At 69.6% G+C, this 14,614-nt stretch carries 15 protein-coding genes; 10 read left to right on the top strand and 5 right to left on the bottom strand.

Annotated features, from left to right (window positions below):
- The first annotated feature begins 42 nt into the window (after window positions 1–42).
- Entirely contained in the window at window positions 43–960 is a 918-nt protein-coding gene (locus N788_RS12635) for an ABC transporter ATP-binding protein (RefSeq protein ID WP_034225662.1), read from the top strand.
- On the top strand, window positions 957–1,721 hold the full coding sequence (locus N788_RS14095) for an ABC transporter permease (RefSeq protein WP_051924646.1): 765 nt from the start codon (window positions 957–959) through the stop codon (window positions 1,719–1,721). The genes N788_RS12635 and N788_RS14095 overlap by 4 nt, the downstream gene beginning before the upstream one ends.
- Window positions 1,722–1,727: 6 nt before the next feature.
- Here N788_RS14095 and N788_RS12625 read toward each other — a convergent pair whose 3' ends face one another.
- Together N788_RS12625 and N788_RS12620 are read right to left on the bottom strand one after the other, a co-directional pair.
- Window positions 1,728–1,937, bottom strand: a complete 210-nt coding sequence (locus N788_RS12625) for a helix-turn-helix transcriptional regulator (protein WP_034225660.1) — start codon at window positions 1,935–1,937, stop codon at window positions 1,728–1,730.
- Window positions 1,934–2,560 (bottom strand): hypothetical protein, encoded by a 627-nt coding sequence (locus tag N788_RS12620; protein WP_152560487.1) that lies wholly within the window; start codon window positions 2,558–2,560, stop codon window positions 1,934–1,936. Before N788_RS12620 ends, N788_RS12625 begins: the two co-directional genes overlap by 4 nt.
- Window positions 2,561–2,693: 133 nt before the next feature.
- On the opposite strand from N788_RS12620, the gene trxA reads away from it, so the two are divergent.
- The 7 genes from trxA (at window position 2,694) to N788_RS12585 (ending at window position 8,853) form a co-directional block, all read left to right on the top strand.
- Entirely contained in the window at window positions 2,694–3,557 is an 864-nt protein-coding gene (gene trxA / locus N788_RS12615; protein ID WP_034225656.1) for a thioredoxin, read from the top strand.
- A 1-nt stretch (window position 3,558) separates the two neighbouring features.
- Window positions 3,559–4,008, top strand: coding sequence for a DUF4442 domain-containing protein (locus N788_RS12610; RefSeq protein ID WP_034225654.1), 450 nt, complete (start codon window positions 3,559–3,561; stop codon window positions 4,006–4,008).
- 122 nt (window positions 4,009–4,130) lie between these two features.
- Window positions 4,131–6,434: a bifunctional serine/threonine-protein kinase/formylglycine-generating enzyme family protein gene (locus N788_RS14090; RefSeq protein ID WP_051924645.1), complete on the top strand. Its 2,304-nt coding sequence runs from the start codon at window positions 4,131–4,133 to the stop codon at window positions 6,432–6,434.
- Between the two features lie 26 nt (window positions 6,435–6,460).
- Window positions 6,461–7,114 carry a DUF502 domain-containing protein gene (locus tag N788_RS12600; RefSeq protein ID WP_051924644.1) on the top strand — a complete coding sequence of 218 codons (654 nt, stop codon included), beginning with the start codon at window positions 6,461–6,463 and terminating at the stop codon, window positions 7,112–7,114.
- Window positions 7,115–7,287: 173 nt separating this feature from the next.
- The gene (gene lepB / locus N788_RS12595; RefSeq protein WP_084696044.1) at window positions 7,288–7,830 is read left to right on the top strand and encodes a signal peptidase I; all 543 of its coding nucleotides are present in this window, start codon (window positions 7,288–7,290) and stop codon (window positions 7,828–7,830) included.
- An 89-nt stretch (window positions 7,831–7,919) separates the two neighbouring features.
- Window positions 7,920–8,384 (top strand): YybH family protein, encoded by a 465-nt coding sequence (locus N788_RS12590; RefSeq protein WP_034225648.1) that lies wholly within the window; start codon window positions 7,920–7,922, stop codon window positions 8,382–8,384.
- 34 nt (window positions 8,385–8,418) lie between these two features.
- Complete coding sequence (locus tag N788_RS12585) at window positions 8,419–8,853, top strand: DUF1801 domain-containing protein (protein WP_034225646.1); 435 nt, start codon at window positions 8,419–8,421, stop codon at window positions 8,851–8,853.
- Window position 8,854: 1 nt separating this feature from the next.
- On the opposite strand, the gene N788_RS12580 is transcribed toward N788_RS12585, so the two are convergent.
- The 3 genes from N788_RS12580 to N788_RS12570 all read right to left on the bottom strand — a co-directional run bounded on the left by N788_RS12580 (window position 8,855) and on the right by N788_RS12570 (window position 13,271).
- The gene (locus N788_RS12580) at window positions 8,855–9,634 is read right to left on the bottom strand and encodes a DUF2189 domain-containing protein (protein ID WP_051924643.1); all 780 of its coding nucleotides are present in this window, start codon (window positions 9,632–9,634) and stop codon (window positions 8,855–8,857) included.
- A gap of 7 nt (window positions 9,635–9,641) precedes the next feature.
- The gene (locus N788_RS12575) at window positions 9,642–11,027 is read right to left on the bottom strand and encodes an MBL fold metallo-hydrolase RNA specificity domain-containing protein (RefSeq protein WP_034225644.1); all 1,386 of its coding nucleotides are present in this window, start codon (window positions 11,025–11,027) and stop codon (window positions 9,642–9,644) included.
- 177 nt (window positions 11,028–11,204) lie between these two features.
- Entirely contained in the window at window positions 11,205–13,271 is a 2,067-nt protein-coding gene (locus N788_RS12570; protein WP_211250730.1) for a S46 family peptidase, read from the bottom strand.
- Window positions 13,272–13,438: 167 nt separating this feature from the next.
- On the opposite strand from N788_RS12570, the gene N788_RS12565 reads away from it, so the two are divergent.
- A complete protein-coding gene (locus N788_RS12565) occupies window positions 13,439–14,590 on the top strand; it encodes an autotransporter outer membrane beta-barrel domain-containing protein (RefSeq protein ID WP_084696042.1) in 1,152 nt (383 codons plus the stop codon).
- Window positions 14,591–14,614 lie beyond the last annotated feature (24 nt).

Genomic DNA, 14,614 nt, shown 5'->3' with positions numbered 1-14,614 from the left:
ACCGGGGAGAAACTCGCGGCGTCCCCACCTGCTGGTTCCGCCATGGAAGCTGCCATCCGAACCCGAGGCCTGAGCCGCCGCTTCGCCGGCGGCCCGGGCGTACATTCACTTGACCTCGCGGTGCCCTCGGGCGCGATTTACGGCTTCCTGGGCCCCAACGGCGCCGGCAAGACCACCACCATCCGGCTGCTGCTGGGCCTGCTTCGGCCCGACGCCGGCGAAGTACGGTTGCTCGGCGAAACACTGACGCCCGGCAAGCGCGGCGCGCTGGCCCACGTCGGTGCCCTGGTCGAGCATCCCTCGGTCTATCCGCACCTGGATGGCCGCGCCAACCTCGAAGTGACCCGCCGCCTGCTCGGCCTGCCGGCGTCGCGCGTCGGGGAAGTGCTCGAGCGCGTCGGCCTGGCGAACGACGCCCACCGCCGCGTGCGTGATTATTCGCTGGGCATGCGCCAGCGGCTTGGCATCGGCCTCGCGCTGCTCGGCCGACCGAAGCTGCTGATCCTGGACGAACCCGGCAATGGCCTGGATCCGGCCGGCACCCAGGAGCTGCGACACTTCCTGCGCGACCTCGTCGCCCGGGAAGGCCTGACCCTGTTCCTGTCGAGTCACCTGCTCGGCGAGGTGGAACAACTGGCCAGCCACGTCGGCGTGCTAGAAGGCGGCCGCCTGCGCTTCCAGGGCACGCTGACGGAACTGCGCGAACGGGCGCGGCCGAGCCTGCTGCTGCGCTGCGATTCGCCGGCCCGCGCCATGCGCCTGCTGCTCGAGGCCGGCGAAGACCCCGCCCTGGCCGAAGGCCATGCGCTCCGGTTGACGCCGCGCCTGCCCGTCGCCGAGATCAACCAGCGCCTGGTGGCCCACGGGATCGGCATCCAGCATCTCGCGCTGGAGCCGGTGACCCTGGAATCGCTGTTTTTCGATCTGACCACGCCTGCGGCGCGCGAGGTCGCGGCATGAGCGCGCTGGCCAGGGCCCTGTGGGCCGAACGACTGAAGCTGCGCGGCACCCTGGCGGCATGGATGTGCCTGGTTGCACCGGCCGTCGTGGTGGCGGTGTACGTCCTGCAGATCACCTTCTCGAATTTCCCGGCCAGCCGGGTCCCCATGACTCCCGCCGAAGCCTGGGCCGGGTTCGTGCAGGCCACCCTGGTGCTGTGGGCCTTCCTCATGCTGCCGCTGCTGGTGACCCTGCAGGCGGCGCTGCTGGCCGGGCTGGACCACCAGGGCAACCAGTGGAAGCACCTCCTGGCGCTGCCCACGCCGCGGCACACGCACTACCTGGCCAAACTGGCCGCGCTCGGCGCGCTGTTGGCGCTGTCGCAGCTGTCGATGTTCGTCCTGCTGCCCCTGGGCGGCGTGTTGCTGTCGGTGACCAAGCCAGCATTCGGCCTGGCCGGCGCGCCGTCCTGGTCCGCGCTGGCCGGGGACCTGGCCGGGATCTACTTCGCCTGCTTGCTGCTGGTGGCCCTGCACACCTGGATCGCGCTGCGCTGGCGCAGCTTTGCCGTCGCCGTGGGCGTCGGCATGGGCGCGACCGTGATGGGCTTCCTGATCGGCCAGTCCGGGCGTTTCGGCCCGTGGTATCCGTGGTCGCTGCCGATGCAGACCCTGGCCACCGATCCGGCCGTGGCGACGCAGGTGACGACCTACAGCGTAGCCGCCGCCGTGCTGGTCACCGCATTGGGAGTGGCCTGGTTCCGCCGCAGCGAGCCGGCCTGAGCCGGCTCACTGCCAATGGAACACATCCTCCACCCCGGCGCCGAAGGCACGGGCGATGCGGAAGGCCAACTCGAGCGAAGGCGCATACCTGCCCGCTTCCAGCGCGATGATGGTCTGGCGGGTGACGCCGACTTCGCGCGCCAGCGCCTCCTGGGTCATTTCGCCGTGCTCGAAGCGCAGGCGGCGGATGTGGTTGCCCAGAGGCGTTCCGCTCATGCGTGCCGGTCCCGCCAGTAGGCCCCGGCAGTCACCGCGTATTCAACCAGCGAATGCAGCACCAGCCCGAACAGCAGCAGGTGCGAGATCGCGATCGGCGTCGCCCAGGCCAGGCGTTCCACGGGGCTGAAGCCGAACAGCACCACGAAAGCGACCACCACGACCACCAGCGCGATGCGGGCCCAGCTTGCCGCGATGCGTTCAATGTCCCGGTCGCGTTCGTCTTGCAGCACCTTGCCCTTCCAGCGGCCGGCGAGCAGCTGCGAGATGACGGCCCAGGCGACCAGGAGCAGGACGATGCTCCTGCCGATGCCGCCCAGGTCGCGCAGGTCGGCGGCGCCGGCGATGACGTCGGCTTTCAGGATGAAATAGGCCGCGACCATGGCGGTGAACCCCAGCCCCACCCAGGCCCGCCATTCGCCCGGCGACACCGTCTCGTCCAGTTCGCCTTTGGGTGCCGCGGAGAGGCCATAGAGCGTGGTCCAGGCCACCAGGAGCAGGAGGCCGATGCCGGCATTGCCCAGCTCGATGCCAAACAGCCGGTCGGGCCCGGCCAGCAACAACCAGAAGGAAACACCCGCCAAAGCCGCCAACCCCGCCACTCCCCACTTCGGCCAACGCATGGTCTGCTCCAGCTGACTAAATGTAATGTGCAGGTTACATTCTGTCGGCGGGATGTCAAGCAGACATTACATTGGCTTGTGTGCCGGGCGGGCTGGCACCATCTCCGGATCGCCCTTCGCTTCCGGAACCGCCATGACCCCTGCCAATCCCCACGTCTTCGACGCCCAACTGCCCAGCTTCGAGCAGGACGTCCTGCTCCGGTCCAAGGAGGTGCCGGTGGTGGTGGACTTCTGGGCCACCTGGTGCGGCCCCTGCAAGACCCTGGGGCCGGTGCTGGAGAAACTCGCGGCCGAATACAACGGCGGCTTCCTGCTGGCCAAGGTCGACGTCGACGCCGAACAGCAGCTGGCGGGCTATTTCCAGATCAAGTCGGTGCCGACGGTGATGCTGGTCAAGGACGGCCAGATCGTCGACGGCTTCCCCGGCGCCCTGCCCGAAGGCCAGCTGCGCCAGTTCCTGTCCCACCATGGCGTGCAGCCGCGTGAACCCGAGCCCAAGGCCGAGCCGGAGGCACCCGCGCCCGTGGACCCGCACGAGGACGTCGTGCGCCTGCGCGCCGCCATCCAGGCCGAGCCGGACAAGGAAGAGCTCAAGCTCGACCTGGCCCTGGCCCTGCTGCGCACCGGCGCCGTGCCCGAGGCCCAGGGGCTGCTGGACAAGCTGCCGGCCAACCTAGCCCAGGACGACCGCGCCCTGCGCGGTCGTGCGCGCCTGGGTTTCGCGGCGCTGCTCAAGGACGCCCCGCCGGCCGACGTGCTGCGCAAGACGCTCGACGCCGATCCGGGCGACCTGCGCGCGCGCCACCTGCTGGGCGCCATCGACATCGTCGAGGGACGCAGCCAGGAGGGACTGGAACACTTCCTGGACATGCTGCGCCGCGATCGCGACTTCGAAGGCGGCCTGCCACGCAAGGCGCTGATCGACGCCTTCCGCGTCGTCGAGGACGAAGACCTGGTCGGGACCTACCGCCGCAAGATGGCCTCGCTGTTGTTCTGACATGAAAGCCACCCACCTTCGCCGCTACATGAACGTCTGGCCGCCTTTCCTTTTCAGCGGCATCCGTGTCACCCGGATCAGCGACGACTTCCGGCACGCCCAGGTCGAGCTGCGCCAGCGCTGGTACAACCGCAACTACGTCGGCACGCATTTTGGCGGCAGCCTGTTCGCCATGGCCGATCCGTTCTGGATGATCATGGTGTTGCGCCGCCTGGGGCCCGGCTACATGGTCTGGGACCAGGCCGGCGAAATCCGCTTCGAAAAACCCGGACGCGGCACCGTGGTCGCCCGGTTTGATCTCGATGACGCCGTGGTCGACGAGATCCGGGCCGCTACCGAAGGCGGCGACAAGGTCCTGCGCTGGTTCGAAACTGAAATCAGGGACGCCAGCGGCGACGTCGTCGCCCGGTACCGCAAGCAGGTCTACGTCCGCCGCAAGCGGCCCAAGTAGCCCCTCCCACAGCTCAGGCCCGGGCTGAAATGTGGACTGGTTCACGTTTTCACCCCCGGCTTGCCTGAACGGCTGGCTCCCGTATGCTGGAGGGCCCGCCCCCCGCCCGACCCGACCGCGCCATGCAGCAGGAAGAAGAGCTTTCCCCTGATGAGCTGACCGCGCTGCTCTCCAGCTACATGCCGGAGATCCCGGGCTATCGGGTGCTGCGGCGCATCGGCAAGGGCGGCATGTCCCAGGTGTACCTGGGCGTGCAGGAATCGCTCGACCGCCAGGTCGCGATCAAGGTCATGTCGCCGGCGGCGCTGACCGACGAAATCTCCAAGCAGCGCTTCGAACACGAGGCGCGCACCATCGCCAAGCTCGAGCACCCCTGCATCGTCGGCATCCACGAGGTCGGACGCACGCGCCAGGGGCTGCTGTATTACGTGCTGCCCTACCTGGCCAAGGGCCACCTGGGCCAGCGCGACTTCACCCAGGACGAAGAGCGCGCCGTCGAAGTGCTGCGCTCGCTGCTGTCGGCACTCGAATACGCCCATGCGCGCGGCATCGTGCATCGCGACGTCAAGGCCGAGAACGTCCTGTTCGACAACGCCGACCGGCCGCTGCTCACCGATTTCGGCATCGCGCTGAGCAAGCGCGACTCCACCCGCATCACCACCGCCGGCCTGGCCGTCGGCAGCGGCGGCTACATGGCGCCGGAACAGGCCCGCGGCGAAGTGGTCGATGGCCGCGCCGACCTCTACAGCGTCGGCGTGCTGGCATTCGAACTGCTCACGGGCCACCTGCCCTTCCAGGCCGCCGACCCGCTGGCGCTGGCGCTGATGCACGCCCAGGACCCGGTGCCGCGGCTGGCGCCTGAGAAACGGCACTGGCAGCCCTTCATCGACCGGGCGATGGCCAAGTCGCCGGACAATCGCTACCGCAACGCCCAGCAGATGCTCGGTGCGCTCAACCAGATCGCCACCGGCAAACGCACCGAGCCGGTGATCGATCCGGGCAAGCTCAAGGGCCTGGTCGAACGCTGGTGGAAACCCGTCCTGGCCACCACGTCGGCGGTCCTGCTGGCGACGCTGGCGATCCTCTGGCTGATGGACGGCCAGCAAACCGCGGAGCCGCCCGCCGGCGACTTCTTCACCGTCGAGGACACGCCGCCGGCGCCGCTACCGGCGCCCGAGCCGGCCGCCATCGCGGAACCATCGCCGGCCGCTGACGCCGAAGCGCCGGCCGAAACCGCGCCGGGGCCGGCACCCGCATCGGGCGAGCCGCGGCCGGCCTTCGACCAGGTGCGCGCCGAAGTGGCCACCACCACCCTCGATTACGATCCCACCCGGCCGGGGGCCCGTGAACTCTCGGCCGCGCGCCGGCAGATCGAGCGCCAGCGCCTGAGCCTTCCGCCTGGCGACAACGCGATGGATTCGCTGCGCGCCGCGCGCCAGGTGGCGCCACGCGAACCGGCGCTGCTGCGGCTGTCCGACGAGGTCATCGCCTACTACAGCACCCGCGTCGTCGCTGCCGTGCAAGCCGGTGACGACGGCGCCGCGCGCCAGCACTACGACCGCGCGGCACCGTTCGCGGCGGAAATGGACCGGCTCGAAGGCAAGCCCTGGCTCGAAATGCGCGAAGCGCTGCCGCCGCTGCTGCTGGCCCGCCTGGAAAGCGGGCTCGAGGCCATGGACGCCGAGTCGGTCGCCACCACCAAGGTGCTGGCGGCGGCCCTGGACGTGAGCCCGGCCAGCCTCGAGCCGGCCTGGTCGAAGGCCGTGGAACTGCCCAAGGCCGGCGACACCCTGCCCGACAATGCGGTCGCGATGGTCCTGGTGCGGGCGCCGCGCGGCAGCAGCGCGGGCCTGGGCGCGATGCGCAGCGAAGTCACCCGCGCCGAATACGCCGCGTTTGCCAGCGCCACCCGCCGTCCCGCCGCGCGCTGCCGCAACCGCGTCGTGCCGATCAGCCTCAAGAAGCGCACCTGGGACGACCCGGGCTTCAGCCAGTCGGGCAACCATCCGGTCGCCTGCGTGAGCTTCGACGACGCCGAGGCCTACGCCCAGTGGCTGAGCCGCCGCACCGGCCTGTCCTACCGGCTGCCGACCCTGGCCGAATGGAGCCCGCTGGCCGACTACCGGGGCAGCGGCAATGCCTGCAGCGATGGCCGCATCGACTGCGGCAGCGAAGGCACGGTCAATGCCAGCCAGGGCCCGCTGAGCCCGCTGGGCCTGGCCGGCCTGCGCGGCAACGTGCGCGAATGGACCAGCAACTGCACCCGCGGCTGCCAGCGCCGCCTGGCCGCGGGCCTGGGCTGGCGCGACAGCGCCGAACGCAGCAGTCCGGCCCAGAGCAACGACTTCGACGCCGATACCGGCCTGGACGACCTGGGCTTCCGCCTGGTCCGCGAGGTCAGCGCGGCCGAACTCGGCGTTCGCTGAGCCGCACGCCCCGAGCCCGCCACCCCATGCGACGCCTCCGCGCCTATTTCCTCACCGGCCTGCTGACCCTGCTGCCGATCTGGCTGGTCTGGATCGTCTTCAAGTTCGTGCTCGGCCTGCTCAAGGACATGAGCCAGCCGGTGGTTGCGCCGGTGTCGGCCCGCCTGGCCATGGCGCACCCCGAATGGCTGGGCTGGGTGGACGACCCCTGGGCGCAATCGGCCTTCGCGATCGCGGCGACCATCATCGTGATCATCGCCGTCGGCGCCCTGGCCCGGCGCGTCGCCGGCCAGCAGGCGCTGCGCTGGTTCGAGAGCCTGATCGCCCGCGTGCCGCTGGCCAATACCGTCTACGGCAGCGCGCGCAAGCTGCTGGACCTGCTGCAGACCAAGCCCGACGGCACCCAGCGGGTGGTGCTCATCGATTTCCCGCACCGCGAAATGAAGTGCGTTGGCTTCGTCACCCGCGTGATCCGCGAACGGGGAACCGGCCGCGAGCTGGCCGCGGTCTACGTGCCGACCACGCCCAACCCGACCTCGGGTTACCTGGAAATCGTGCCGGTGGACCGGCTCACGCCCACCGACTGGACGGTGGACGAGGCGATGGCCTTCATCATCTCCGGCGGCGCCGTCAGTCCGCAGGAAATGCCTTTCGATCCTCCGGCGCCGCCGGAACGGTGAACAGGGCCAGCCCGAACGGACCGACCAGCAGGCAGTCCGCCAGGTAGCCCAACGCAGCACTCCTACCCGGACGAGGTAACCCGCCCCATGCGCCATCGCCATCGTCACGCCCCCGCTTGCGTCCGGGTGTTCGTTTCGCCCCAGGCCCGCCCAGCGCGCTGCCGGGGCCGGGCATGAGCGCCCGGCGCCGGCGCTGGCCGCGACGGCTGTTGGCCGTGTTCGGGGTCGCGGCGCTTTGCATCGCCGCCGCCTGGGCCATCAATCCCTTCGACACCGCGGCCCGCGACCTCGGCGCCCGGCTCTGGGGCCGGCTGGCGATGCCCGTGCCGGATGCGGGCATGACGCCGACCTTGCCGGTGGGCTATGAACTGGTCGTGGATACCCGGGCCTACGGTCGCCGGGTGCCGGCGTCCGGCGACCTGCTGGTCTACCTGCACGACGGCCAGCCCCGGGTCGGTCGCGTGGTGGCCGGACCGGGGCAATCGGTGGCGCTGCGACTGGGCGACCTGTTCGTCAACGGCGCGCTGCAGCCACCCGTCGAGGGCCTGGACCTGGAAACCGGCGCAGGCCGCGGACGTGAGCTCGAAGACACGCCGGTGCCGCCCGGACACGTGTTCGTGCTCGGTGACGCCCGCGACCAGGCCACCGACAGCCGCCACCACGGCCCGGTGCCCCGCAAACGATGGGTCGGCAAAGTGGTGGCGGTGCGCAGATAGCGCCGCCGCGCGGCCGGCGTGACTTGTGGCCGGCGTGGCCACGACCGGGACCCGCCATGCTGGGCCCTCCACCCGTCCGGAGCCGCCTGATGCGCCCTGCCCTTGCCCTGCCCCTGCTGCTGCTCGCCACGGCCTGCGCCACCACGCAGGCGCCTGCGCCGTCCACGGCGCCCGACACCGACGCGCTGGCGCGCGAGGTGGCCGCCGCCGAAACCGCGTTCGCCCGAAGCATGGCCGAACGCGACTTCGAAACCTTCGCCAGCCACATCGCCGACGACGCCATCTTCCAGCCGGGTCCGGCGACCCTGCGCGGCAAACCCGCCATCCTCGCCGCCTGGTCGAAATATTTCGAAGGCCCCGAGGCTCCCTTCTCGTGGAAACCGGAAACCGTGGTGGTGCTCGACAGCGGCCAGCTCGCGCAGTCCAAGGGCCCGGTCTTCAACCCCGCCGGCGAGCCGATCCTCGAGTTCCGCTCGACCTGGCGCCGCGAGGCCGACGGGGAGTGGAAGGTGGTGTTCGACGACGGAACCTGCCTGTGCCCGCGGGGCGGCTAGACTGCCGGCGACCCTCCAACGGCAGGCACGCCACATGGCCCGAACCGAAAACAAGACCCAGCCCACGCACGCCGACGTGGATGCCTTCCTCGACGCCGTCGCCGATCCACAGCGCCGCGAGGACTGCCGGCGCATCCGTGCCCTGATGCAGGAAGCCACCGGTGCGCCGGCGGAAATGTGGGGGCCATCGATCATCGGTTTCGGCCGCTACCGCTACCGCTACGAGAGCGGGCGCGAGGGTGAGTGGATGCTGACCGGGTTTTCGCCGCGCAAGAACGACCTGACGCTTTACATCATGCCGGGCTTCGACCGTTTCGAAACCCTGTTGGCCAAGCTTGGCAAGCACAAGACCGGAAAGAGCTGCCTGTACGTGAAACGATTGGCCGACGTCGACCTGCACGTGCTCGAACAGATCGTGCGCGAGTCGGTGGCGGCCATGGCGCCACGGCGCATCGACCAGGCGGGCTAGCTCAGTCCAGCCGCGGCCAGGCGGATGCGTCCAGGGTTTCGCGATAGGCGTGCCAGGTGGCGTAGGCCAGCCACGGCATCACCAGCACCAGGCCGGCGAAGGCCGTCGCGAAGCCCAGGGCGGTCAGCAATGCGATCCACAGCGCCCACTGCGTCGCCACCCACTTGTTCCGTAGCACGGCGTTCACGCTCGAAACCCCGGCGGTGACCATGTCGACCTCGCGGTCGGCGATCATCGGCAGCGAAAACGCGGCGATGGCGAAGGTGAAGACCGCGAACACCGAGCCGGCGGCGGAGCCGATCAGCAGGAATTCGATCCAGGTACGCAGGTCGTCGCGCTCGATCGGCACCAGTGCATTGACCATCATGCCGGCGCGCGACCAGAGCATCAGCACGATGCCCTGCGCCAGCGCGAACACGCCGGCCTGCCCCACCACCCGTCGCGCCAGCACGAAGGAATCACGCAGCCGTGGTTGGCGCCCGGCCTCGAGTTCACGACTCACGCAATACAGGCCAACGCCGAGCAAGGGGGCGATGAACACGAAGCCGGAGACCAGCGCCGCCAGCAGGGCGAACCGGCCCAGGCTCCAGGCCAGGGCCGAGATCAACAGGCTGACCACCAAGACCACCCCGCCGAACACCAGGCTCAGGCCGGGCGCCCGCCGGTAATCGCGCCAGCCGGCCCGAAGCCAGCGCAAGGGGGCGCCGTGGTCGAGCGTGCTGCAGGGCACGGCGAACGGGCGCGCCTCGGCATCGGGACGCTGGCCGGGATCGTTTGCCAAGCGTGCCTCAGACCTCGCGGGTCTGTTCCGGGCGCGCCAGCTCGACCCGGGCATCGAGCTTTTTCTCCATCGCCCTGGCCAGCGCCTCGCGGGCGTCGTCTTCGCCGTGCACCAGCACGACCGGCGGCCGCCCTTCGATACCGGCGTACCAGTCCATCAGGCCGGTCTGCCCGGCGTGCGCAGACAGGCCGCCGACGGTGTGGCGCACGGCATTGACCTGGTAGTCCTCGCCGAAGATGCGCACGCTCCCGGCACCGTCGACCAGCCGCCGGCCCAGCGTGCCGCGGGCCTGGTAACCCACGAACATGATGTGCGACTGCTTGCGGCCCAGGTGCTGGCGCAGGTGATGGCGCACCCGGCCGCCGTTGCACATGCCCGAACCGGCGATGATGATCGCGCCGCCGCAGACATTGTTGATGGCCTGCGACTGGGCGACTTCGGCCGTGAGATGCAGGTTGGGCATCTTGAAAGGATGCGGGCGGCCCTTCCAGACGGCCTGGGCGTCCTCGTCGAACAGGCGTTCGTGGCGACCGTAGACGTCGACGACCTTCATGGCCATGGGGCTGTCGAGGAATATCTTCCAGCGCGCCATCTTCCATTCGTCCCACTGGCGCGCGAACCAGTAGAGCAGTTCCTGGCTGCGGCCCACGGCGAAGGCCGGGATGATGACATTGCCCCGGTCGGCCCAGGCGTGTTCGAGCACGTCGCGGATTTCGTCGAGCGTGGCCTGGCGTTCGCGGTGTTCGCGGCCGCCATAGGTGGACTCGAGCAAGACGAGGTCGGCCCCGGGCACGGGCACGGGATCGCGCAGGATGGGCGTGCCGCGCGGGCCGATGTCGCCGGAAAAAGCCAGCACGCGCCGGCCACCGGGTTCGTCGGCGGCCAATTCGACCGAGGCCGAGCCCAGGATGTGGCCGGCGTCGCGCAGGGTGACGGTGACGCCGCCGAGTATTTCCCGGGGCTGTTGGTAGTCGATGCCGCGGACCTGCTTGAGCACGGCGGCGACGTCGCCCTGGGTGAACAGCGGCTTGTGGTTGGTCTTGCCGTCGCGACGGTGGCGGTTGTCGCGGTCGGCGTCCATCTGGGCGAGGTTGGCGGAATCCTCGAGCATGACCTTGAGCAGGTCGGCGGTGGCATGCTGGGTCCAGATGGGACCCCGGTAGCCGCGCCGGACCAACAGCGGCAAGCGGCCACTGTGGTCGATATGGGCATGGCTGAGCACGACGGCGTCGATGTCGCCGACCTCGAACGGAAACGGATCCTCGTTGCGACGCTCGTCTTCGTCGCTGCCCTGGATCATGCCGCAGTCGAGCAGCACCCGATGGCCATTGGCTTCGACTTCGTGGCACGACCCGGTGACCTCGCCGGCGGCACCATGGAAACGAACGCGCATGTCGTTCTCCTTCGTCCTGCCCCCAACTCTAAACCAATCCCGCCGGCCGCCAGAACCCACCTGCATTCGCCCTGTGGAAGGGGCTTCAGTCCCGAATCTCCTGAAAAGAAAACGGCGCGGGGTACGCGCCGTTTTCCGGGACTGCGTTTCGGGACTGAAGTCCCTCCCCCAAGGGGATCAGCGCGCGCCCATTTCCTCGAGCAGATGATGGGCCGGATAGACCTTGTCCATGATCCAGAGCATGTAGCGGTGGTCCACCGAGATCATGCGGGTCATCGCCGGGTCGAACACCCAGTTCGAGCTCACCGATTCCCAGTTGCCGTCGAAGGCCAGGCCCACCAGCTCGCCCTTGCCATTGAGCACCGGCGACCCCGAGTTGCCGCCCGTGATGTCCAGGTCGGACAGGAAGTTCACCGGCACCGCCGCCTTCTCTTCCTCGCTCATCGCCGCGATCACATCAAGCTGCGCCTTGGGCGCGTCGAACGGATCTTCGTTCGTCGCCTTCGCGACCAGGCCGTCGAGCGAAGTGAAGGGCGTGTAGTACACACCATCCTTCGGCGCATAACCCATCACGTTGCCGTAGGTGATGCGCAGGCTCAGGTTCGCGTCCGGATACACGCCCTTGCCCTGGCCGCGCTTGTAACCCTGCACCGCAGCGAGGTAGACCGGACGGTAGCGGTTCTGGTCGCCCGCACGCGCATCGCTACGGTCTTCCATCGCCTTCATCGCCGGGTAGAGCGCCACGGCCAGCGACATCAGCGGATCGTCCATCGCCTCGATCGCCGCCTGGTCGGCGGTCAGCAGCGCCAGGCGTTCGTCGGTGCCCGCCAGCCGCGTGCCGGCGTAGGTGCGGTCCAGCGCGCGCCCAATGGCGGCCTGGTCGTTGCCGCCGAGCCAGCTGTCGATCGCCTCGATCCGCTGGTCGGCCGGCAGCTGGATGTACTCGGCCAGCCAGTAGGCCATCAGCTGCTTTTCCATCGCCGGGTGGTAGCGACGCTCGAGCTGGCGGATGGCGCCCTCGATGCGCGGCAGGTCACGCTGCTGGTAACCCGGGCTGCGTTCGGCATCGGGCTTGGCCGACTCGATCGCCAGGCGGTGCAGCATGCGCAGGTTGCCCAGCAATCCGCCGCCGGCCAGCTGGCCGACGATCAGGTCGCGATCGCGCGTTTCGCGGGTTTCGGCGGCCAGCTCCACCAGGCGCGCGTGCGCGGCCAGGCCGGCCTGGCCTTCGTCGCCCTGTTCACGCAGCCAGGCCAGCACGGCCTGTTCTTCGGCGCGTTTGGTGGCGGCGGCATCGATGCGCTCGAAGCCCTCGAGCTGGCCCTGCCAGTTCTTCATCGCGTTCTGGTAGCCACGGATCTGGCTGGCGTACTTCACCTCGATGTCGGCATCGTCCTTGCCGGCCGCCTCGATGATCCCCACCAGGTTCTGCAGGTGCTGGCCGACCTTGGGGTACTGCCAGTCGGCCACGGCCTGGAATTCGTCGTAGAGCGCGTAGCGGCTGGTGCTGCCCGGGTAACCGGCGACCATCACGAAGTCGCCCTTCTCCAGGCCTTCGGGCGCCAGCTTCAGGTGCTGTTTCGGCTCATAGGGAACGTTGTCTTCCGAGTACGCCGCCGGCTTGCCGTCCTTGCCGACGTAGGCGCGATAGAAAGCAAAGTCGCCGGTGTGGCGCGGCCACATCCAGTTGTCGATTTCGCCGCCGTAGTTGCCGATCGCACGCGGCGGCGCGTAGACCAGGCGCACGTCCTTGATCTCGACCTGGCGGAACAGGCGGTAGGTCTGGCCGCTGAAGAAGCTGTAGAGGGTGCAGCGGTAAGCTTCGCCTTCCTCGCACTGGGCGATGAGCTGCTTCTGGATGTCCTCAAGTGCCTTGTTGCGCTCGATGCCGCCGAGGTCGCCGGCGGCGCCGGTCACCTGGTCGGTGACGTCGGTGATGCGATCCATCACGTAGACCCGGGCGTTCGGGCCCGCCGACAGCTCGTCGGTACGCTTGGCGGCGGTGAAGCCGACCTCCATCAGGTTGTTTTCTGCGCTGGAGTTGAGCTGGATGGCGCCGTAGGCGCAGTGGTGGTTGGTGACCACCAGGCCTTCCGGCGAGACGAACGAGGCCGTGCAGTTACCCAGCGCCACCACCGCGCCCATCGGGTCGCCGGTCAGGTTGGCCAACTGCTCGGGCGCCAGCTCAAGGCCGGCTTCCTTCAGCGGACCGGCGATTTCCGGCAACTGCTGCGGGACCCACATGCCCTCGCGGGCCTGGACCGAAAAAGAGAGCGCCAGGGCGGCGGCCAGAATCGTCACTCGCATACGTTTGACCTCATGGGGGCGAAACCCCAAGCGTAGCAGCGGCGGCGCCGGCAGACAGCGGGGTGCGGCGTAGACTTTCGGCAGGGGACACGGGAGGCGTGGATATGCGTGCAAGGACCTGGATCGTGGCTTTTTGCCTGGCAATGGCGGGCCTGGCCGCAACGGCGCGCGCCCAGTCGCCCGACGATGCCCTCGCCAACCTCTGGACCACGCTGTGCCTGGGCGCGGCCCCCGGCAGCGAACTGGCCGCGCGCTGCACCGAAATCGCCAATGGCGGCCCGGGCAGTCGCGACAGTTCGGCCTCGGGCAACTTCCTGGGCGAGATCCCCGGCCAGGGACGGGCCGCGACGCGAGACGGCTCGCCAGACCAGGACGAACTGCGCACCGAGCTGGGCGCCGGCTGGTCGGCCTTCGCCAGCGCCGATGTCGGGCGCCTGGAACGCCGCAATGGCGTCAACGAAGCGCCCTTCGACGGCGACACCTGGGCCCTGAGCGCCGGTCTCGACTGGGCACCCCGGGCCGACTGGCGGCTGGGCCTGCTGCTCAACCACGCCCGGGAAGACCTCGACTTCCTCGGTTCCGGCGGCGACACCCGTACCCGCTACACCGGCGCGATGCTCATGGCCGGGTGGATGGCCACCGACGCCCTTTCGGTGGATGCCTATGGCGGCCGGCTGCAGGGAAACTACGACCTGCGACGGGCCATCGACTACACCTTGTTGAGCGGCGTGTCGGTGCAGGCGCTGGCGACCGCCCGCGCCGACGCCGATCGCACCCTTGCCGGCATCGGCGCCACCTGGTCGCGCCCGGCGGGTGCCTGGGAGTGGCAGCTGTCGGGCGGCCTGGACTGGCAGGAAACGCAGATCGAAGCCTATCGGGAGGCCGGCGGCGCAGGCCTGGCCCTGGTGGTGCCCGGCCGGACCATCACCAGTCGGCGCGGGCGCGTGGATGTCGGCCTGGCCCGCACGTTCTCGACGACCTGGGGCATCTGGCAGCCCCTGGCACGGCTGGGCTGGCGCCACGAGTTCGCCAATCCGGCGCGGCCGCTGGCGGTCAGCTTCGCCGCCGATGCCGGCAATACGCCGATCGTGTTCGACACCGACGACGCCGACGCCAACTGGGGCGAAGCCGGGCTGGGCGCGGTATTCGTGTTCACCGGCGGTCATTCGGCCTTCGTCGAGTGGCGCACGCGCTTTGGCCATGCGTTCCTGGACGAACGGATGCTGGCCGTCGGCTGGCGCATCGAACTGCCCTGAACGCCGGCTGGCCGCCTTGCCGGC

It is taken from the genome of Arenimonas donghaensis DSM 18148 = HO3-R19, from assembly GCF_000743535.1.
GTDB classification, from domain to species: domain Bacteria; phylum Pseudomonadota; class Gammaproteobacteria; order Xanthomonadales; family Xanthomonadaceae; genus Arenimonas; species Arenimonas donghaensis.
This window is presented reverse-complemented; position numbering and strand designations above follow the sequence as displayed.